Source organism: Streptomyces sp. NPDC028314, from assembly GCF_055565795.1.
On sequence record NZ_JBVHTP010000015.1, the window covers coordinates 118,653 to 139,447 of the forward strand.

Consider the following 20,795-nt stretch of genomic DNA (forward strand, 5'->3'; position numbering starts at 1 on the left):
AGATGCAATTCCCATGACAGACGCACTCAAGCGCCTCTCCGACGAGGGCGTGGCGATCTGGCTGGACGACCTGTCCCGCAAGCGCATCACGTCCGGCAACCTCGCCGAGCTGATCGACCAGCAGCACGTGGTCGGTGTCACCACCAACCCGGCGATCTTCCAGAAGGCGATCAGCGGCGGAGAGGGCTACGAGCAGCAGCTCACCGACCTCGCGACCCGCAAGGTCACCGTGGACGAGGCCATCCGCATGATCACGACGGCGGACGTCCGCGACGCCGCCGACATCCTGCGCCCGGTGTACGACACCACGGACGGCCAGGACGGCCGGGTCTCGATCGAGGTCGACCCCCGTCTGGCGCACAACACCGAGGCGACCATCGCCGAGGCCAAGCAGCTCGCCTGGCTGGTGGACCGGCCGAACACGCTCATCAAGATCCCGGCGACGAAGGCCGGCCTGCCGGCGATCACCGAGGTCATCGGCAAGGGCATCAGCGTCAACGTCACGCTGATCTTCTCGCTGGAGCGCTACCGCGAGGTCATGGACGCGTACCTGGCGGGTCTGGAGAAGGCCAAGGCCGCCGGCCTGGACCTCTCCAAGATCCACTCGGTCGCCTCCTTCTTCGTGTCCCGCGTGGACAGCGAGATCGACAAGCGCCTGGACGCCATCGGCACCGACGAGGCGAAGGCCCTGAAGGGCAAGGCGGCCCTCGCCAACGCCCGTCTGGCCTACGAGGCCTTCGAGGAAGTCTTCGGCAGCGAGCGCTGGGCCGCCCTGGACAAGGCGCAGGCCAACAAGCAGCGTCCGCTGTGGGCCTCGACCGGCGTCAAGGACCCCGCGTACAAGGACACCCTGTACGTGGTGGACCTGGTCGCCCCCGGCACCGTGAACACCATGCCCGAGGGCACCCTGGAGGCCACCGCCGACCACGGCGAGGTCACCGGCGACACCATCCGCGGCACCTACGAGCAGTCGCGCGCCGAGCTCGACGCGGTCGCGAAGCTGGGCATCTCGTACGACGATGTCGTTCAGCTGCTCGAAGACGAAGGCGTCGAGAAGTTCGCGGCGTCCTGGAACGACCTGCTGAAGTCGACCGAGGCGGAGCTTGAGCGCCTTGCCCCCACGGAGGCCTGAACACCTTGTCTGTAAACGGAGCGAACCCGCTTCGTGACGCACAGGACCGGCGGCTCCCGCGTATCGCGGGGCCGTCCGGCCTGGTCATTTTCGGCGTTACGGGTGACCTGTCGCGCAAGAAGCTGATGCCTGCCGTCTACGACCTGGCCAACCGCGGTCTGCTCCCGCCGGGCTTCTCGCTCATCGGGTTCGCCCGTCGCGAGTGGCAGGACGAGGACTTCGCCCAGGAGGTCCACGACGCGGTCAAGGAGCACTCCCGCACGCCCTTCCGCGAGGAGGTCTGGCAGCAGCTGGTCCAGGGCTGCCGCTTCGTCCAGGGCGACTTCGACGACGACGCCGCCTTCGAGACGCTGAAGGCGACCATAGAGGAGCTGGACAAGGCGCAGGGTACGGGCGGCAACTTCGCCTTCTACCTGTCGGTCCCGCCGAAGTTCTTCCCCAAGGTGGTCCAGCAGCTCAAGGACCACGGCCTGGCGCAGAAGGAGGGCTCCTGGCGGCGTGCCGTCATCGAGAAGCCCTTCGGCCACGACCTGAAGAGCGCCGAGGAGCTCAACAAGGTCGTCCACGAGGTGTTCCCCCGTGACGAGGTCTTCCGGATCGACCACTACCTCGGCAAGGAGACCGTCCAGAACATCCTGGCGCTCCGCTTCGCCAACACCATGTTCGAGCCGATCTGGAACCGGTCGTACGTCGACCACGTGCAGATCACCATGGCCGAGGACATCGGCATCGGCGGCCGGGCCGGTTACTACGACGGCATCGGCGCCGCCCGTGACGTCATCCAGAACCACCTGCTCCAGCTGCTCGCGCTGACCGCGATGGAGGAGCCCGGCTCCTTCCACCCGAAGGCGCTGGTGGCGGAGAAGCTCAAGGTGCTGACCGCCGTGGAGCTGCCCGAAGACCTGGGCAAGCACACCGTGCGCGGCCAGTACTCGGCTGCCTGGCAGGGCGGCGAGAAGGTCGTCGGGTACCTCGAAGAGGACGGCATCGACCCCAAGTCGAAGACCGACACCTACGCGGCCATCCGCCTGGAGATCAACAACCGCCGCTGGGCGGGCGTCCCGTTCTACCTGCGGACCGGCAAGCGCCTGGGCCGTCGGGTGACCGAGATCGCGGTGGTCTTCAAGCGCGCTCCGTACCTCCCGTTCGAGTCGGGCGCGACCGAGGAGCTGGGACAGAACGCCCTGGTCATCCGGGTCCAGCCGGACGAGGGCGTGACGGTCCGCTTCGGCTCCAAGGTGCCCGGCACCTCCATGGAGGTCCGGGACGTCACGATGGACTTCGCCTACGGCGAGTCCTTCACGGAGTCCAGCCCCGAGGCGTACGAGCGGCTGATCCTGGACGTTCTGCTGGGTGACGCGAACCTCTTCCCGCGCCACCAGGAGGTCGAGCTCTCCTGGAACATCCTCGACCCGATCGAGGAGTACTGGGACAAGCACGGCAAGCCCGCGCAGTACCCGGCGGGCACCTGGGGGCCGGTCGAGGCGGACGAGATGCTCGCACGAGACGGACGGAGCTGGCGCCGGCCATGAAGATCGACCTTACGGAGACCACCTCCAGCAAGATCAACGCCGCGTTGGTGCAGGCGCGCCGGGACATCGGCACGCCGGCCATCGGCATGGTCCTCACGCTGGTGATCGTGACCGACGAGGAGAACGCGTACGACGCGCTCAAATCGGCGAACGACGCATCCCACGAACACCCTTCGCGGATCATCGTCGTGGTCAAGCGGGTCAGCCGCTCGCCGCGCAGCCGCCGCGACGCCCGTCTCGACGCGGAGATCCGCGTCGGGGCCGACGCCGGCACGGGTGAGACGGTGGTGCTGCGCCTGCACGGTGAACTGGTAGACCACGCCCAGTCGGTGGTTCTCCCGCTCCTGCTGCCCGACGCCCCCGTGGTCGTCTGGTGGCCGGAGGGCGCTCCGACGGACCTGGCGGGCGACCCGCTGGGCTCGCTCGGCCAGCGCCGGATCACGGACACGTACTCCTGCGAGAACCCGGCCGCCGCTCTCGGCAACCGGGCGGAGGCGTACGCGCCGGGTGACACGGACCTGTCCTGGACCCGGATCACTCCGTGGCGCTCGATGCTGGCGGCCGCGCTCGACCAGCAGAGCCGCGTCTCCGTCCTCTCGGCGACCGTCGAGGGCGAGGACGAGAACCCGAGCTGCGAGCTGCTGGCCATGTGGCTGGCGGACCGCCTCGGGGTCCCGGTCAAGCGCACCATGTCGGCGGGCCCCGGCCTCACGGCCGTGCGCATGCAGACCAAGGACGGGGAGATCGTCCTGGACCGCGCGGACGGTGCGCTGGCGACGCTGTGCATGCCGGGTCAGCCCGACCGTGCGGTGGCGCTCAAGCGCCGCGACACGGCCGAGCTGCTGGCGGAGGAGCTGCGCCGGCTGGACCCGGACAACACCTACGAGGCCTCGCTGAAGTTCGGCGTGGCCCGGCTGGACGCGACGACGGCGGCCCCGGCCGCCGAGGCCGCCGATCCGGCGGCCGCTGCCGCCCCGGCGGCGAAGCCCGCCGCCAAGGCCGCTGCCAAGAAGGCCACGGCCAAGCAGTGAACCGACACGGCCGCCGGCCGGACTCCCTCGCGGGGGTCCGGCCGGCGGCCGAGCCATTTCCCCGCAGGAACGAGCAAGAAGGCGGCAAGAACATGGGTATGACGACTCCCCAGGTCGTCGTCCACCGGGACAAGGAGCTGATGGCGCAGGCCGCGGCGGCCCGGCTCATCACGAAGATCGTGGACGCGCAGGCGGCCCGCGGCAGCGCCTCGGTGGTGCTGACCGGCGGCCGCAACGGCAACGGTCTGCTCGCGGCGCTGGCCGCCGCCCCGGCCCGGGACGCGATCGACTGGTCCCGCCTGGACCTGTGGTGGGGCGACGAGCGCTACGTCCCCGCCGACGACCCCGAGCGCAACCACACCCAGGCCCGTGCGGCCCTCCTGGACGCCGTCCCGGTGGACCCGGCGCGCGTCCACGTCATGCCGGCCTCGGACGGCCCGTACGGGGCGGACGTGGACGCGGCGGCCGCCTCGTACGCGGCGGAACTCGCGAAGGCGGCGGGCCCGGAGGACCACGGCCCGGTCCCCCGCTTCGACGTGCTGATGCTGGGCGTCGGCCCGGACACCCACGTGGCGTCCCTGTTCCCGGAGCACCCGGCGTCCCGCGAGAGCGAGCGCACCGTGGTCGGCGTCCACGGAGCCCCGAAGCCCCCGCCGACCCGGATCACCCTCACCCTCCCGGCGATCCGGGCGGCCCGTGAGGTCTGGCTGCTGGCGGCCGGCGAGGACAAGGCCGGCGCGGTGTCCCTCGCCCTCGGCGGCGCGGGCGGGGTCCAGGCCCCGGCGGCCGCCGCCTACGGCCGCAGCCGCACCCTGTGGCTCCTCGACCGAGCCGCCGCCGCCAGGCTCCCCTCGGACATGTACCCCCCGTCCTCCTCCTGACGGCCCGGGGGTGCGGGGCCCTCGCCCCGCACCCCCGGCCGGATCAGGCGCGGCCGCGCAGCGAGCGGTACGTGGAGACCAGCGCCCGCGTCGACGGGTCCAGGCTCTCCACGTGCGACCCGTCGATCAGCGCCGGCTCCACCCGCTTCGCGAGCACCTTGCCGAGCTCGACGCCCCACTGGTCGAACGAGTCGATGTTCCACACCGCGCCCTGGACGAACACCTTGTGCTCGTAGAGGGCGATCAGCTGGCCCAGCACCGCCGGCGTCAGCTCGGCCGCGAGGATCGTCGTCGTCGGGTGGTTGCCCGCGAACGTCTTGTGCGGGACCAGCGCCTCGTCGACGCCCTCGTCCCGCACCTCCTGCGCCGTCTTGCCGAAGGCCAGCGCCTGCGTCTGCGCGAAGAAGTTCGCCATCAGCAGGTCGTGCTGGGCCTCCAGCGAGGGCTCCAGCTCCGCCACCGGCCGGGCGAACCCGATGAAGTCCGCCGGGATCATCCGCGTTCCCTGGTGGAGCAGCTGGTAGTAGGCGTGCTGCCCGTTCGTGCCGGGCGTGCCCCACACCACCGGGCCGGTCTGCCAGTCCACCGGATTGCCGTCCCGGTCCACGGACTTGCCGTTGGACTCCATGTCCAGCTGCTGCAAGTACGCGGTGAACCGCGACAGGTAGTGGCTGTAGGGGAGCACCGCGTGCGACTGGGCGTCGAAGAACCCGCCGTACCAGACCCCCAGCATGCCCAGCAGCAGCGGCGCGTTCTCCTGCGGCGGCGCGGTCCGGAAGTGCTGGTCCATGGCCGCGAAACCACCGAGCATCTCCCGGAAGGAGTCCGGCCCGATCGCGACCATCAGGGAGAGCCCGATCGCGGAGTCGAAGGAGTAGCGTCCGCCGACCCAGTCCCAGAACTCGAACATGTTGTCCGGGTCGATGCCGAAGTCCGTGACCTTCTCGGCGTTGGTGGACAGCGCCACGAAGTGCCGCGCCACGGCGCTCTGGTCACCGCCCAGCCCCGCCAGCAGCCACTCCCGCGCGGAGGTCGCGTTGGTGATGGTCTCGATCGTGGTGAAGGTCTTCGACGCGATGATGAACAGCGTCTCGGCCGGGTCGAGTTCCCGCACCGCCTCGTGCAGGTCCGCGCCGTCCACGTTGGAGACGAAACGCAGCGTCAGCCCGCGGTCGGTGAAGGACCGCAGGGCCTCGTACGCCATCGCCGGGCCCAGGTCCGAGCCGCCGATGCCGATGTTGACCACGTTCTTGATGCGCTTGCCCGTGAACCCGGTCCACTCCCCCGACCTGACCTGGTCGGAGAAGGCGGCCATCTTGTCGAGGACGGCGTGCACCGCGGGGACGACGTTCTCGCCGTCCACCTCGATCACCGCGTCCTTCGGCGCGCGCAGGGCGGTGTGCAGGACCGCCCGGTCCTCGGTCGTGTTGATCTTCTCGCCGCGGAACATCGCGTCCCGCAGCTGTGCCACACCGGTCGCCGAGGCCAGCTCGCGGAGCAGCGCGAGCGTCTCGTCGGTCACGAGGTGCTTCGAGTAGTCGATGTGCAGGTCGCCGACCTGCAGGGTGTAGCCGGTACCCCGGCCCGGATCCGTCTCGAACAGCTCACGCAGATGCGTCTGCCCCAGCGCTTCCCGGTGCTTGCCGAGTGCCAGCCACTCGGGCGTCCGGTTGAGCCTCGTACGGCTGTCTGCGTTCATCTCGGACATCAACCCACTTCTTCCGTCCTGTTGTGCCCCGCCACGCTCCAACCTAAGGGATACGAAGGGGGCCAACGCGCACAAAGGGGCCCGGCCCGCGGGATTGTGTCTCCCGCGGGCCGGGCCCCAAGTCACTCTTGAGCGCGAACCCGGCGCAGGCCGAGGCTCGGAAGGCTCAGATCTCGCCCCGGAGTTTGGCCAGGGCTTCCGCAAGGATCGCCTCGCCGTCGGCATCGGTACGCCGCTCCCGTACGTACGCCAGGTGCGTCTTGTACGGTTCGGTGCGCGGCGGAGCCGGCGGGCTGTCCCGGTCCTGGCCGGCCGGGAACCCGCAGCGCGGGCAGTCCCAAGTGTCCGGCACCTGCGCGTCGCTGGCGAAGCTGGGCTGCGTCTCGTGCCCGTTCGAGCACCAGAAGGAGATGCGCAGACGGGGCGCGGATTCACCGCGCTCGGCCTCGCCCATCGGCCCCGCCCCGACCCGACTGCCACGGATCGCGTTGCCACTTGCCACGGTCGTAACTCCCTGCGTGATGGTGCCGCGGAGTGTGAGGGATTTCCGCTGCGGGCGCTCAAGTCTACGTAAGACCGAGCGACCGTCCAGTAACTGGAAGGAACGCCCCCGCAAAGGCCCATGATAGGCCGGGGAGAGCCTGCCGGACCGCCGTAATGGCCGGAACGGTCAGCTGCTGGACTTCATCAGCAGACCGAGCGCGAGGATGCACCCGAACCAGAGCAGACCGATCACCACGGTGATGCGGTCCAGGTTGCGCTCGGCGACCGAAGAACCGCCGACCGACGACTGCATGCCGCCGCCGAACATGTCGGAAAGGCCGCCGCCCTTGCCCTTGTGCATCAGCACGAGCAGCATCAGCAGGGCGCTGAAGACGATCAGGGCGATCGAGAACCCCATAATCACGGCTGATTCCTACTTTCTGGCTTTTCCGGGTCTTCGGTTGTCAGCTGCGGCCGGCCATCCGGTCCCGCTGGGACGTGCACGGGGGCCAGTGGCTGGTGGTTCAGCCTCCTGGCCCCCGCAAGGGTACGACGGATCCGCCCTACCGCATACTCGCTGCGATGTTCACACCGGTCACTGGTCGCGGAAGCGGACGATCTTGACGAACTCGTCCACGTCCAGTGCCGCGCCGCCGATCAGGGCGCCGTCCACATCCGGCTGCGCCATGATCGCGGCGATGTTGCCGGACTTCACGGAGCCGCCGTACTGGATGCGGACCTTGTCGGCCAGCTCCTGGGAGTACAGCTCGGCGAGGCGGCCGCGGATCGCCCCGCAGACCTCCTGGGCGTCCTCGGGGGTGGCGACCTCGCCCGTCCCGATCGCCCATACGGGCTCGTACGCGATCACGATGGACTCGACCTGCTCGGCCGGGATGTCCTTGAGCCCGCCGTCGACCTGGGCCAGCGTGTAGGGAACCTGCTCGCCGGCCTTGCGGACGTCGAGGCCCTCGCCGACGCACAGGATCGGGGTGAGCCCGTGCCGGTAGGCCGCCTTGACCTTGGCGTTGCAGAGCTCGTCGGTCTCGTTGTGGTACTGGCGGCGCTCGCTGTGGCCGACGGCCACGAACGTGCACTTCAGCTTCGACAGCATCGAGCCGGAGATCTCACCGGTGTAGGCACCGGCGTCCTGGGCCGAGAGGTCCTGGGCGCCGTACTTGATCTTCAGCTTGTCGCCGTCGACCAGGGTCTGGACCGAGCGCAGGTCGACGAAGGGCGGGAGCACCGCCACCTCGACCGCGTCGTAGTCCTTGTCCGCCAGGGCGAAGGCGAGCTTCTGGACGTGCGCGATGGCCTCGAGGTGGTTGAGGTTCATCTTCCAGTTGCCCGCCATCAGCGGGGTACGGCCGTTTTCGGAAGGAGCAGTCATTGAGGGTCAGACCTCCAGTGCGGCGAGGCCGGGGAGCGTCTTGCCCTCGAGGTATTCGAGGGAGGCGCCGCCACCGGTAGAGATGTGGCCGAAAGCGTTCTCGTCGAAGCCGAGCGTGCGCACGGCGGCGGCGGAGTCTCCGCCGCCGACCACGGTGAACGCGTCGCTGTCGACGAGGGCCTGCGCGATGGCGCGGGTGCCTCCGGCGTAGTCGGGGTGCTCGAAGACGCCCACGGGCCCGTTCCAGAAGACGGTCTCCGCGTCGGCGATCTTCGAGGCGTACAGCTCACGGGTCTTGGGACCGATGTCCAGACCCTCCTTGTCGGCGGGGATCTTGTCCGCGTCGACGGTGATGAACTCGGCCGGCGTCTTGCCCTTGAGGTCGGGGAAGTCCGCCGAGGCCAGGATGTCGACCGGGAGGACCAGCTCGACGCCGTTCTTCTCGGCGCGCGCCATGTACTCCTTGACGACGTCCACCTGGTCCTTCTGGAGCAGGGAGATGCCGACCTCGTAGCCCTTGGCGTAGAGGAAGGTGTAGGCCATGCCGCCGCCGATGAGGAGGCGGTCGGCCTTGCCGAGCAGCTGGTCGATGACGGCCAGCTTGTCGGAGACCTTGGCGCCGCCGAGGATCACCACGTACGGGCGCTTGACCTCGGCGGTCAGCTTCTTCAGGACGCCGACCTCGGTGGCGATGAGGTAGCCGGCCGCGTGCGGCAGGCGCGCGGGGAGGTCGAAGACCGAGGCGTGCTTGCGGTGGACGGCGCCGAAGCCGTCGCCGACGTAGAGGTCGGCCAGCTCGGCGAGCTGGTCCGCGAAGGCGCCGCGCTCGGCGTCGTCCTTCGAGGTCTCACCCGCGTTGAAGCGCAGGTTCTCGATGACGGCGACCTGGCCGTCGGTGAGGGCCGCGACGGTCTCCTTGGCGGAGGCGCCGACGGTGTCGGTCGCGAACGCGACGTCGGTGCCGAGCAGCTCACCGAGCCGCGCGGCGGCCGGGGCGAGCGAGAAGGCCGGGTCGGGGGCGCCCTTCGGGCGGCCCAGGTGCGAGGCCACGACCACGCGGGCGCCGGCTTCGGCGAGCTTCGCGATGGTCGGCTGGACGGCGCGGATGCGGCCGTCGTCGGTGATCTTGCCTTCGGCGAGCGGTACGTTGAGGTCGGCCCGGACGAAGACCCGCTTGCCGGAGACCCCTTCGGCGAGAAGTTCGTCGATCGTCTTCATGTGTTTCTACTCCTTGATTCCCACGCAGGGCCTTGTGACCGTACTGGGCGAGAGGACGGGGCAAGCAACAGGGCCCGCACAGCGCTTCATCGCGCTGCCCGAGCCCTGTGCCTACATCGTGGTGCCTTGCCCTGAGATCTGGCGGTGTTTAGAGCTGACCACCGACGAAGACGGTCAGGTCGACGAGGCGGTTGGAGTAGCCCCACTCGTTGTCGTACCAGCCGATGACCTTGACCTGCTTGCCCTGGACCATCGTCAGGCTGGAGTCGAAGGTGCAGGAGTACGGCCAGTTCACGATGTCGGAAGAGACGATCGCGTCCTCGGTGTAGTCCAGGATGCCCTTGAGCTGACCCTCGGAGGCCTTCTGGAACGCGGCGTTGACCTCGTCCTTGGTGACCTCGCGCTCCAGCTCGATGACCAGGTCGGTCACGGAACCGGTGGGGACCGGGACGCGCATCGCGATGCCGTCGAGCTTGCCGGCCAGCTCCGGGATCACCAGCGCGGTGGCCTTGGCGGCACCGGTGGTGGTCGGGATGATGTTCTCGGCGGCGGCGCGGGCGCGGCGCAGGTCCGAGTGCGGGAAGTCCAGGATGCGCTGGTCGTTCGTGTACGCGTGGACCGTCGTCATCATGCCCTTGACGATGCCGAAGTTCTCCAGGAGGACCTTGGCCATCGGCGCCACGCAGTTGGTGGTGCAGGAGGCGTTGGAGATGACGTGGTGGCTGGCCGCGTCGTACTTGTCCTGGTTGACGCCCATCACGATGGTGATGTCCTCGTCCTTGGCCGGAGCCGAGATGAGGACCTTCTTCGCACCGGCCGCGATGTGCTTGGCGGCGTCGGCCTTCTTCGTGAAGATGCCGGTCGACTCGATGACGATGTCGGCGCCCAGCTCGCCCCAGGGGAGGTTCGCGGGGTCGCGCTCGGCGAAGGTCTTGAAGGTGTTGCCACCGACGGTGATGGTGTCCTCGGTGTGGCTGACCTCTGCCTTGAGACGACCCAGGATGGTGTCGTACTTGAGCAGGTGCACCAGGGTGGCGTTATCAGTCAGGTCGTTGACACCGACGATCTCGATGTCCGCTCCCTGCTCAAGGAGCGCCCGGAAGTAGTTGCGGCCAATTCGGCCAAAACCGTTGATGCCTACGCGGATCGTCACGAACCGATCTCCTCGTTGGTGCGCCGGTAAGTGCGCCGGCGAGCTGTATGGGATGTCCCCGACCGCTTACGACCCTACCTCTCCGTGAGCTTCGGAGTGACATCGGCCGGGCACTGACACACCCCCGACCGCCGGGGAGACCCCGTGCCGGAAGGGCCGGCGCGGGGTCCCCGGGACCTTGTCCTCCGTTACTCAAAGTTACTGGTGGGAGGGTCGTCGATCAGTGGTCGAGCGAACGCAGGGCCTTACCGACGAGTACGGCACGGTCCGCCGCGGCCGGCACGTGCTCCAGGCCGAAACCGAGGAGGACGGTGTCACGCGTAGTGATCGCGGCATAGGACTTGAAGAGCTCCCCGGACCGGGACCAATCGCCCGGAACAGCGGGACTTCCGGCGGGTGCGGGCTGGGCGCTCCAGCCCCCGAGCGAGGCCTCGAAGCCCTCGACGGCCTGGTCGGCTCCGGCGACGTTCAGCCGGGCCTCGTCCGCGAAGACACCGCGGCCGCCCGATCCCGGGTCGGTGACGTAGGAGAGCGAGACCTCGACCGTCCTGCCCGCGTAGGCGCTCAGGTCGAAGGAGACCTGCTTCCAGCCGCCGGAGGATCCGGTGAAGCTGTTCCAGGCCCCGCTGGTGCCGTTCGGGGTGCAGGCGCCGTCGGCGAGCGTGAGGTAACGGCGCAGGAACGGGTGGCCGTTCAGGAAGAATCCGGCCTCGCAGTCCGCCGGGACCGTGGCGCTGCTCTGGCCGCCCGCGTCGGGCAGCGTGGTCCAGTCGTCCCCGCCGGCCGTACGGGCCTCCAGGGCGGCGTGGTCGTAGCCCTCCTCGGTGTTCCAGTTCAGGGCCATCTTGAGCTGCGGCTTGTCGGCGGCGCTGACCTTGGTGAGGTCGATGGTGCGGGTGAGGCGCTTCCAGTCGTCGTCGACGTGGAAGGCCGAGGCCATCCCGGTCCCGGCGTAGGGGGCGTACGGATTCACGACCCCGGCGTACTGGCCCGCCTGCGCGCTCCTGAACTGCGGGAACTGCGCGGCGGGGAGGGTCTCGGAGGTCACGGTGTAGGAGCCGGGGGCGTTGAGCGGGTTGCCCGCCGCGTCCCCGAGGCCGCCCTTGCCCCCGGCCAGGGCGCCCGCGCCGGTGAAGCCGGTGGGGGCGCTGACGGAGGCCCGGCCGTACGCGCCGAGCCAGTACTGGCTGAAGTCGTCGGTCACGGCGCGCCCGACCTGGGCGTTGCCGCCGGCCAGTTCACCGGCCTCGATCAGCTTGCCGCCCTCGTTGAGGAAGTCGCGGACCGCCAGCTGGGTGTCGCCTCCGGGGGTCTTGGCCCCCGTGTAGTGCACGGCGGTGCGGAAGTGCGCGAGCACTCCGAGGTGGTGCGGGGCGCCCTGGGTGGCGACGTCCCAGACGGCCGCGGACCTGCCGTTGGCGCGCAGCGCGTCGACGTAGGCCTGGGCGTGCCGGGCCTTGGCGCCCTCCTCGGCGACGACCAGCACGTCCGCGCGCGGCCGCTCGGCCACGGTGTAGGTGAAGTGCTCGCTGGAGACCTGCTTGCCGGAGCGGTCGCGGCCGGTGAACCAGACCTCGACCTTGTCGCCCGGCTTGGCGCCGTCGACCTTGGCCCGGTACTCGTCGAACCAGTTGTTGTCCTCGCCGCCGTAGGCCTCGCCGCCCTTCCAGGCCTTGAGCTCCTCGTCGTGGGTGCGGCCGCCGTTGATCTTGAAGTTGAGTTCCTTGTCCTTCAGCGCCTTGCGGGCGGTGACGGCGACCGTCTGGTCCTCGCCCTTGGCCACGTAGGAGGTGGTGAAGGGGTCCGGGGTGAAGTCCGCGGCGTGCAGGCCGACGGGGGAGGCCGGCTGGTCCGGGTGCGCGGCGCTCTCGCCGACGGCCAGCGCGAAGGGCACGTTCTTGGCGAACTCGGCCTGGATCAGCTTCTCGTCGTCCGGGAAGTTGAAGCCGGAGGCACAGTCCTCGGGCTTCCAGCGGTCGTTGGGATCGGCCGCGGAGGCCGTCTGGCAGGTGGTCATCTCCGGCGTGAACATCATGACGCCGTTGCTGTTGGCCGCGTGCCCGTCGGCTTCTCCGTTGGTGGTGTACAGCTCGGAGGAGAGCTGCGGGTAGTAGCCGGGGACGCCCGGGTTCTCCGGGGTGCCCGCGAGCGCCTTGTAGGCCACGTCGTCCGGGGTCGGAGTGGCCACCTGCCAGCCCACTCCGTAGAGCAGCAGCTCGGAGGCGGAGTGGTAGTTGATGGCGTACTCGAAGCCGATGCGCTTCTCGAACCTGTCGAGGGCGACGGTCTCCGGCTCGGAGGAGGCCTTGGGGCCGCGGTAGGTCTCGCTCGACTGGTTCGGGGAGGAACCCTCGTTGTCGTAGCCCCACTTGTAGGCGAAGTTGCGGTTGAGGTCGACCCCGTCGCCGGTGGTGATCTTGCCGTCGCCGTTGTTGTCGCGCATGTTCTTGCGCCACAGCCGCGCGCTGTCGGCGGTGAAGGTGTGGTCGTACCCGTCCGGGTTGGCCGAAAGCAGGAACCACAGCTCGGTGGAGTCCACGAGCTTGGTGATCCGGGTGTCCTTGCCGTAGCCGTCGAGGGTCTGGTGCATCAGCCGCCGGGTCATCTCGGGGGTGATCCACTCGCGGGCGTGCTGGTTGGACATGTACAGGACGGCGGGCTTGTCGCCGTCCTTGGTCTTCTTGGCGTTCTTGGTGACCTTGAGGGCGAGGATGTCCTTGCCCTGGACGGTCTTGCCGATGGAGACGACCTTGGTGAGGCCCGGGTTCTCCTGCGCGGTCCGCAGGATCTCCTCCTGGAGTCCGCCCTTGCCGCTGTAGGGCCGGAAGACCCCGTCGCCGGCCGCGGCCTTCGCACGGGCGGCCGGCTTGGCGGCGACCTGGCGCTCCGCCAGTTTGACGCCCTGGGCGGCGAGTTCCCCGGCCTGCCCGGCGGTCAGGAAGAGCTCGACCTTGGCGGTCCCCTGCTCGGGGGCGCGCTCGGTGAGCTCGTGGGCGTCCTGGCCGGCGGCGAGGACGAGCGGTACCTGCTCGCGGGTGATGTCGGCGTCGTAGACCCGCACCTCGTCGGAGGCGGCGGAGCCGGTGCCTGTGGCGGGCTGGGACTGGGCCGCCGCGGGTAGCGCGGCCAGTGTGGTTCCGAAGACGAGTGCGCTTGCGGCGAGGATCGATCTCGCGCGGTGCCTCATGTGCCCCCCTGGGCGTCGTCTGCCACGAAAGCGTTCGGACGACAGGCTCACGACCAGTCCATGGGCATGTCAATGGGGCGTGCCGAAAGGTGCCCGCACGATCACTCGTGCGGGCACCTTCGATCCTGCTGCGCGGCGGTACGCCGCGACCGGTGGGACTTCGCCGACAGGGCTAGCCGGCCATGTTGTCGGCGAGTTCCTCGCTGAGGTCCAGGTTCGACTCGGTGCCCGGGATCCCGAGGTCCTGGGCCCGCTTGTCGGCCATCGCCAGCAGGCGGCGGATCCGGCCCGCGACCGCGTCCTTGGTCAGCGGCGGGTCGGCGAGCGCGCCCAGCTCCTCCAGGGAGGCCTGCTTGTGCTCCATGCGCAGCCGGCCGGCCGCCGCGAGGTGCTCGGGGACCTCCTCGCCCAGGATCTCCAGCGCGCGCTGCACCCTGGCTCCGGCGGCCACCGCGGCCCGGGCCGAGCGGCGCAGGTTGGCGTCGTCGAAGTTGGCGAGCCGGTTGGCGGTGGCGCGGACCTCGCGCCGCATCCGGCGCTCCTCCCAGGCCAGCACCGACTCGTGGGCGCCGAGCCGGGTCAGCAGGGCGCCGATCGCGTCGCCGTCGCGGACGACGACCCGGTCGACCCCGCGCACCTCGCGCGCCTTGGCGGCGATGGAGAGCCTGCGGGCGGCGCCCACCAGGGCCAGGGCGGCCTCCGGACCGGGGCAGGTGACCTCCAGGGAGGAGGACCTGCCCGGCTCGGTGAGGGAGCCGTGGGCCAGGAAGGCACCGCGCCAGGCCGCCTCCGCGTCACAGGTGGCCCCGGAGACCACCTGCGGGGGCAGGCCCCGGATCGGGCGGCCGCGACCGTCCACGAGGCCCGTCTGGCGTGCCAGCTGGTCCCCGCCCGCCACCACGCGCACGACGAACCGGCTGCCGCGGCGCAGCCCGCCCGGAGCCATCACGACCAGGTCCGAGGAGTGCCCGAAGATCTCCAGGATGTCCTTGCGGAGTCTTCTCGCGGCGATCCCCGTGTCCAGCTCCGCCTCGATGACGATGCGGCCGCTCACCAGGTGCAGCCCGCCCGCGAACCGAAGAATCGCCGAGACCTCGGCCTTCCTGCAGCAGGTCCGGGTGACGGGAAGGCGAGAGATCTCGTCCTTCACCGCGGGCGTCATCGCCATGGGCCGATCCTTCCATGCATCCGAAAAATACGGTCGTACGCGGCGGCCAGCAGCTCCGGATCGTGCTTCGGAGAGCCGTCCTGCCTGGCCACCGGGGCCAGCTCGACCGCGGCACCGAACCGTTTTGCGGCATCGGCGAGGGACTCGCGGTCGGGCACGGCGGCCTCGTCGGCCAGCACCACGTCCAGGGCGAGTTTAGGGGCGTGTCGGGCCAAAACCTCCAAATGACGCTGCGGAGAGAAGCCTTCTGTTTCCCCGGGCTGCGGCGCGAGGTTCAAGGAGAGCACCCGGCGGGCCTTCGTCTCGATGAGCGCGTCGAGCAGTTCCGGCACCAGCAGGTGCGGGATCACGGAGGAGAACCAGGATCCCGGGCCGAGCACCACCCAGTCCGCGTCGAGCACCGCCGCGACCGCCTCCGGCACGGCCGGCGGGTCGCCGGGCACGACCTGTACGGAGAGCACCTCACCGGGGGTGAGGGCCACCGTGGCCTGGCCGCGGACGGTGTCCACGTCCTCCGGCCTGGCCGGATCGTGGCCCTTGACGAGCGCCTGGAGCTCCAGCGGGACCGCCGACATCGGCAGCACCCTGCCCTGCGCCCCCAGCAGCTTCCCGACCAGGTCGAGGGCCTGGACGGGATCCCCGAGCTGCTCCCACAGGGCGACGATCAGCAGGTTGCCGACCGCGTGCCCGTGCAGGTCGCCCTGGGACTGGAAGCGGTGCTGGATGACCCGGGCCCAGGTCTGGCCCCAGTCGTCGTCCCCGCACAGCGCGGCCAGCGCCTTGCGCAGGTCGCCGGGCGGGAGCACGCCGAGCTCTTCCCGGAGCCGGCCGCTGGAGCCTCCGTCGTCGGCGACGGTGACCACGGCGGTCAGGTCGCCGGTGATCCGGCGCAGGGCGGCGAGGGAGGCCGACAGGCCCTGGCCGCCGCCGAGGGCGACCACCTTGGGCGCCGCGCCGCGGCGGCGGCCGGCGCGGCCGGCGCCGTCCTCGCCCCGGTCGGGGGTGAGGCGGCGCAGGCGGCGCAGCCGCAAGGCACGTCCCGTCACTCGCGCCCCATGTCCCGGTGGACTACGACGGTCTCGACTCCCTCGGAGGCGAGGCGGGCGGCGAGCTTCTCGGACATGGCCACACTGCGGTGCTTGCCGCCCGTGCAGCCGACCGCGATGGTCACGTACCGCTTGCCCTCGCGGCGGTAGCCGGTGGCGATGAGCTGGAGGAGCTCGGTGTACCGGTCCAGGAACTCCTTGGCGCCGGGCTGACTGAAGACGTAGCCCGACACCTCCTCGTTGAGCCCGGTGAAGGGGCGCAGCTCGGGGACCCAGTGCGGGTTGGGGATGAAGCGGCAGTCGACGACGAGGTCGGCGTCGACGGGGAGGCCGTACTTGTAGCCGAAGGACATGACGGTGGCCCGCAGCTCGGGCTCCTCGTCGCCGGCGAACTGGGCGTCCATCTTCGCGCGCAGCTCGTGCACGTTCAGGCTGGAGGTGTCGATGACCAGGTCGGCGTCGCCGCGCAGCTCGCGCAGCAGGTCGCGCTCGGCGGCGATGCCGTCGGTGATGCGGCCGTCGCCCTGGAGGGGGTGCGGGCGGCGGACCGACTCGAAGCGGCGGACCAGCGCGTCGTCGGAGGACTCCAGGAAGACGATCCGCCGGGTGACGCCGCGGCTGTCGAGATCGGCGAGGGACTCGCGCAGGGCGTCGAAGAACTGGCGGCCGCGGACGTCGACGACGACGGCGATGCGCGCCACGTTGCCCTGCGAGCGGGCGCCGAGCTCCACCATGGTGGGGATCAGCGCCGGCGGGAGGTTGTCGACGACGAACCAGCCGAGGTCCTCCAGACACTTCGCCGCGGTGCTGCGGCCGGCCCCGGACATCCCGGAGATGATCACCAGCTCGGGGATGGCCGCCTCGGCGGTATCGCCGGGCTCCACTGTCGTGCCCGTACTCACCTGTGCTCCGTCTCGGTCGTGCGTGGTCTCGTGCTCGGTCATTGCTCGGTCCCCCGTTCGGACGATGCTCCCGCTGGCGCGGGGCGCTCATCCTCAATGATCTCTCCTGTCGCCATGTTGACGGCAGGACCGGCCGGGACCGCCTGGGCGAGGGCCGCGGCCACGGTCTCGGCCGTCTTGCGGCCTATGCCCGGGACCTCGCAGATCTGGTCGATTGTCGCCTGTCTCAGCTTTTTCACCGAACCGAAGTGCTTGAGGAGGGCCAGTTTGCGGCTCTCGCCGAGCCCGGGAACCTCGTCGAGCGGGCCCGTCCTGATGCGCTTGCCGCGCTTGTTCCGCTGGTACTGGATGGCGAAGCGGTGGGCTTCGTCACGTACCCGCTGGAGCAGGTACAGGCCCTCGCTGGTGCGGGGCAGCACGACCGGGTCGTCCTCCCCGGGCACCCAGACCTCCTCCAGCCGCTTGGCCAGCCCGCACACGGCCACGTCGTCGACCCCGAGCTCCTCCAGGGCCCGCTTGGCGGCGGCGACCTGCGGCTGCCCGCCGTCGACCACGACGAGCTGCGGCGGGTACGCGAACCGCTTCGGCCGCCCGTCGTCCTCCGCGAGCGGGTCCTCACCGTCGGCGCCGTCCTCGGGCGACCACTCCCCCGTCTTCAGCTTCTCCTGGAGGTAGCGGCGGAAGCGCCGGGAGACCACCTCGTGCATGGAGCGGACGTCGTCCTGCCCCTCGAAGGACTTGATCTGGAAGCGCCGGTACTCGCTCTTGCGGGCCAGACCGTCCTCGAAGACGACCATCGAGGCCACCACGTCGTCGCCCTGGAGGTGCGAGATGTCGAAGCACTCGATGCGCAGCGGCGCGCTGTCCAGCTCCAGGGCCTCGGCGATCTCCTCCAGGGCCCGGGAGCGGGTGGTGAGGTCGCTGGCGCGCTTGGTCTTGTGCAGGGCGAGGGACTGCTGCGCGTTGCGGTGGACGGTCTCCATCAGGGCCTTCTTGTCCCCGCGCTGCGGGATGCGCAGGCTGACCTGGGAACCGCGCCGCCCGGCCAGCCACTCGGCCAGTGCCGGGGTGTCCTCGGGGAGCGCCGGGACCAGCACCTCCTTGGGGACGGCCTCGCCCTTCTCCTCCCCGTAGAGCTGCTGCAGGGCGTGCTCGACGAGCCCGGCGGTGTCGACGGCCTCGACCTTGTCGGTGACCCAGCCGCGCTGGCCGCGGACCCGGCCGCCGCGTACGTGGAAGATCTGCACGGCGGCTTCCAGCTCGTCCTCCGCGACGGCGACGAGGTCGGCGTCGGTGGCGTCGGCGAGCACGACGGCGTTCTTCTCCATGGCCCGGCGCAGGGCCCCTATGTCGTCGCGCAGCCGGGCGGCCTTCTCGTACTCCATCTCCTCGGCGGCCTCGTGCATCTGCTGTTCGAGGCGGGTGAGGTAGGTGCCGGTGCGGCCGGCCATGAAGTCGCAGAAGTCCTCGGCCAGTTCCCGGTGTTCCTCGGGAGTGACGCGGCCGACGCAGGGAGCGGAGCACTTGCCGATGTAGCCGAGCAGGCAGGGCCGGCCGATCTGCGCGGACCGCTTGAACACCCCGGCCGAGCAGGTGCGGACGGGGAAGACGCGCAGCATCAGGTCGACGGTCTCGCGGATGGCCCAGGCGTGCCCGTACGGACCGAAGTAGCGCACGCCCTTCTTCTTGGGCCCGCGCATGACCTGGACCCGGGGGTACTCCTCGTTCATGGTGACGGCGAGGGAAGGGTAGCTCTTGTCGTCCCGGTACTTCACGTTGAACCGGGGGTCGAACTCCTTGATCCAGGAGTACTCGAGCTGGAGCGCCTCGACCTCGGTGGACACCACGGTCCACTCGACGGAGGCGGCGGTGGTGACCATGGTCGCGGTACGCGGGTGCAGGCCCGCGAGGTCCTGGAAGTAGCTGGCCAGGCGTTGGCGCAGGCTCTTGGCCTTCCCGACGTAGATCACCCGGCGGTGCTCGTCGCGGAACTTGTAGACCCCCGGGGAGTCGGGGATCTGCCCCGGCTTGGGGCGGTAGCTGGAAGGGTCGGCCATGCCAACCACCCTACTGGCGGGGGCCGACAACAGTCCCCCGCCCTGCCCGCGCCCGGGGCGCCGACCCCGCCGCCCGGGACGTCGGCGCGGGGCCGGGGACGTCGGCGCAGGCCCGGGACGTCGGCGCAGGGCCCGGTGTCGGCGCAGGCCCCGGGTGCGGGCGCAGGGATGGGTGCGGGCGCAGGGCCCGGCCGGCGCACGGCCCGGTGCCGTAGCAGGGCCCGGCCGTCTGGCGGGCGGCCGGGCCCTGCTGTGGGCGACGCCTACGGGCGGACCGTCCGGCGGCGGCGCAGGAGCAGGATCCCGGCGCCGCCCAGCGCGAGCGCCCCGGCGGCGCCGGCCGTCAGGGCGGTCGGCCCCCCGGCCTGCGGAGCCCCGGCCTGCGGGCTTCCGGCCGGCCGGCTTCCGGGTTGCGCGGCCCCGGCCTGCGGAGCCCCCGGCTCGGCGAAGCCGCCGGCCCTGCCCGCCTCGGCGTAGGCGGAGCCCGGCAGCTTGTCCCCGTACGCCTTCACCACACGGGCCCGATAGTCGGCGAGGCTCGTCCCCCCGGCGCCCACCGCCCGCACCGCGTCCTCGTCCAGCGGCAGCACCCTGCTGCCCTGGGCCACGTACCACGCATCGATCTGCGGCTCGCGGAACACCGTCCCGCCCGGCAGTTTCTCCGCTCCGAGCCGCGCGTAGCGGAACTCGTCGTCGCCGGTGGCGATGTTCACCACCTGCCACCCGGCCGCGGTCCGGGCGGTCCAGAGGGCGGCCTGCTGGCCGTCCGAGGAGACGGCCTTGCTGGCGAGGAACTCCAGGCGGGCGACGGGCGCCCCGGCCTTGCCCGCGACGAAGTCCGGGGAGAGGTGGTTCACCGGGATCGTCTCGCCCTCGATGCGGGGCTGCGCGGCGGTCAGGGCGACCTTGCCCTCCCGGGAGAAGAACCGGGAGAGGGTGGCCAGCGTGTCGGGCGCGGTGGCGGCCTGCCGCGCCGCCTCCCGGGTCTCGGCGGTGGCGGACCAGGGCTGCGGCACCGGGGCCGCCTGGGCCTGCGGGGACAGGGCCAGGCAGGCGGTGGCGAGGACCGCGACGGCGGCGGCGCGCAGGGGGATGGCGGTCACGGCGTCACGCTCCGATCCGGTAGAGCGAGTGGGTCCAGGAGAAGGTGTTGTTGTCCACGTACCAGGCGTGGGAGGCCCAGTTGTAGCGGTCGCTGGAGGGCCACGGGTCGCCCCAGTAGACCCAGCTGTTGGCGGTGTCGTAGCCGTAGACGACGTGCATGTGGCCGCCGCCGTTGGACCACTGGATCCGCGTTTCGACGGGCCGGTTGGCGTTGATCTCGGTCTGGACGGTGGAGTACTGGAGCCAGCCGGTCACGTAGGAGCCGGAGTTGATGCCCGCCCAGCGCAGGGCGGTCTGGACGTTGCCCAGGGTGGCCTGGTTGTTGGGGCATTCGGTGCCCTGCTGGCGGTTGAAGGCGGCGTTGCAGAACTGGTTCTGGCTGTAGGCGCGGCCGAACCAGGTGGCTATGGTGTTGCCGCCCGCGGCCCAGCACCAGTTGGTCTTCTGCTGGGCCTGCATGGTGATGTTCAGGCGCTTGGAGGCGAGAGCGGATCCGTTGCCGGCATCGGCGGCGGTGGCGGTGCCGGCGGACAGGACGAAGAGCACGGCGGTGATGAAGGCGGCGAGGGTGAGCCGCCGGTGGGGGTTGCGCATCGCGTTCCTCCCGAGGTGGGGAGTGGGGGTGGAGGAGCGCGTCCGGACGCTGTGGAGGAGCATCAGGGTGTTGTCGTGATCTGGTCAACACGCTTCAATACGCGGTGACATTGCAGTGTGAACGGTGGAATCGGAATGTGAACGGCCGCCATCCGTTCACCCGTACTCACCAGGGCTCACCTGAACCCCGGGCGCCTCCGACGCGGTCCCCC

General features: G+C 70.6%; 17 protein-coding genes. 4 read left to right on the plus strand and 13 right to left on the minus strand.

Going from position 1 to position 20,795, the window contains the following annotated elements; genetic code table 11:
• Positions 1–13: 13 nt before the first annotated feature.
• The 4 genes from tal to pgl all read left to right on the plus strand — a co-directional run bounded on the left by tal (position 14) and on the right by pgl (position 4,576).
• A complete protein-coding gene (gene tal, locus ACZ4TG_RS30280; RefSeq protein ID WP_468168631.1) occupies positions 14–1,132 on the plus strand; it encodes a transaldolase in 1,119 nt (372 codons plus the stop codon).
• A gap of 5 nt (positions 1,133–1,137) precedes the next feature.
• Entirely contained in the window at positions 1,138–2,664 is a 1,527-nt protein-coding gene (gene zwf, locus ACZ4TG_RS30285) for a glucose-6-phosphate dehydrogenase (protein WP_468168634.1), read from the plus strand.
• Entirely contained in the window at positions 2,661–3,695 is a 1,035-nt protein-coding gene (gene opcA, locus ACZ4TG_RS30290; RefSeq protein ID WP_468168637.1) for a glucose-6-phosphate dehydrogenase assembly protein OpcA, read from the plus strand. The genes zwf and opcA overlap by 4 nt, the downstream gene beginning before the upstream one ends.
• A 98-nt stretch (positions 3,696–3,793) precedes the next feature.
• On the plus strand, positions 3,794–4,576 hold the full coding sequence (pgl, locus tag ACZ4TG_RS30295) for a 6-phosphogluconolactonase (protein ID WP_468168640.1): 783 nt from the start codon (positions 3,794–3,796) through the stop codon (positions 4,574–4,576).
• A 43-nt stretch (positions 4,577–4,619) separates the two neighbouring features.
• Here pgl and pgi read toward each other — a convergent pair whose 3' ends face one another.
• The 13 genes from pgi to ACZ4TG_RS30360 form a co-directional block, all read right to left on the minus strand.
• Positions 4,620–6,275: a glucose-6-phosphate isomerase gene (gene pgi, locus ACZ4TG_RS30300; protein WP_468168897.1), complete on the minus strand. Its 1,656-nt coding sequence runs from the start codon at positions 6,273–6,275 to the stop codon at positions 4,620–4,622.
• A gap of 175 nt (positions 6,276–6,450) precedes the next feature.
• Positions 6,451–6,786, minus strand: a complete 336-nt coding sequence (locus tag ACZ4TG_RS30305) for an RNA polymerase-binding protein RbpA (RefSeq protein WP_008741068.1) — start codon at positions 6,784–6,786, stop codon at positions 6,451–6,453.
• A gap of 168 nt (positions 6,787–6,954) precedes the next feature.
• On the minus strand, positions 6,955–7,185 hold the full coding sequence (gene secG / locus ACZ4TG_RS30310; protein ID WP_468168900.1) for a preprotein translocase subunit SecG: 231 nt from the start codon (positions 7,183–7,185) through the stop codon (positions 6,955–6,957).
• Between the two features lie 177 nt (positions 7,186–7,362).
• The gene (gene tpiA / locus ACZ4TG_RS30315; protein WP_468168643.1) at positions 7,363–8,154 is read right to left on the minus strand and encodes a triose-phosphate isomerase; all 792 of its coding nucleotides are present in this window, start codon (positions 8,152–8,154) and stop codon (positions 7,363–7,365) included.
• 6 nt (positions 8,155–8,160) lie between these two features.
• Positions 8,161–9,372 carry a phosphoglycerate kinase gene (locus ACZ4TG_RS30320; protein ID WP_468168646.1) on the minus strand — a complete coding sequence of 404 codons (1,212 nt, stop codon included), beginning with the start codon at positions 9,370–9,372 and terminating at the stop codon, positions 8,161–8,163.
• 148 nt (positions 9,373–9,520) lie between these two features.
• Complete coding sequence (gene gap, locus ACZ4TG_RS30325) at positions 9,521–10,525, minus strand: type I glyceraldehyde-3-phosphate dehydrogenase (protein WP_468168649.1); 1,005 nt, start codon at positions 10,523–10,525, stop codon at positions 9,521–9,523.
• Positions 10,526–10,745: 220 nt separating this feature from the next.
• Positions 10,746–13,712 carry a M14 family metallopeptidase gene (locus ACZ4TG_RS30330; protein ID WP_468168652.1) on the minus strand — a complete coding sequence of 989 codons (2,967 nt, stop codon included), beginning with the start codon at positions 13,710–13,712 and terminating at the stop codon, positions 10,746–10,748.
• 172 nt (positions 13,713–13,884) lie between these two features.
• Complete coding sequence (whiA, locus tag ACZ4TG_RS30335) at positions 13,885–14,880, minus strand: DNA-binding protein WhiA (RefSeq protein WP_030237199.1); 996 nt, start codon at positions 14,878–14,880, stop codon at positions 13,885–13,887.
• Positions 14,871–15,926 carry a gluconeogenesis factor YvcK family protein gene (locus ACZ4TG_RS30340; protein ID WP_468168655.1) on the minus strand — a complete coding sequence of 352 codons (1,056 nt, stop codon included), beginning with the start codon at positions 15,924–15,926 and terminating at the stop codon, positions 14,871–14,873. Before ACZ4TG_RS30340 ends, whiA begins: the two co-directional genes overlap by 10 nt.
• Positions 15,923–16,870: an RNase adapter RapZ gene (gene rapZ, locus ACZ4TG_RS30345; protein ID WP_355410487.1), complete on the minus strand. Its 948-nt coding sequence runs from the start codon at positions 16,868–16,870 to the stop codon at positions 15,923–15,925. The genes ACZ4TG_RS30340 and rapZ overlap by 4 nt, the downstream gene beginning before the upstream one ends.
• The gene (gene uvrC, locus ACZ4TG_RS30350; protein ID WP_468168658.1) at positions 16,867–18,885 is read right to left on the minus strand and encodes an excinuclease ABC subunit UvrC; all 2,019 of its coding nucleotides are present in this window, start codon (positions 18,883–18,885) and stop codon (positions 16,867–16,869) included. Before uvrC ends, rapZ begins: the two co-directional genes overlap by 4 nt.
• A gap of 263 nt (positions 18,886–19,148) precedes the next feature.
• Positions 19,149–19,988 (minus strand): hypothetical protein, encoded by an 840-nt coding sequence (locus ACZ4TG_RS30355; protein ID WP_468168661.1) that lies wholly within the window; start codon positions 19,986–19,988, stop codon positions 19,149–19,151.
• A 4-nt stretch (positions 19,989–19,992) separates the two neighbouring features.
• The gene (locus tag ACZ4TG_RS30360; RefSeq protein WP_468168664.1) at positions 19,993–20,583 is read right to left on the minus strand and encodes a papain-like cysteine protease family protein; all 591 of its coding nucleotides are present in this window, start codon (positions 20,581–20,583) and stop codon (positions 19,993–19,995) included.
• Between the last annotated feature and the right edge of the window lie 212 nt (positions 20,584–20,795).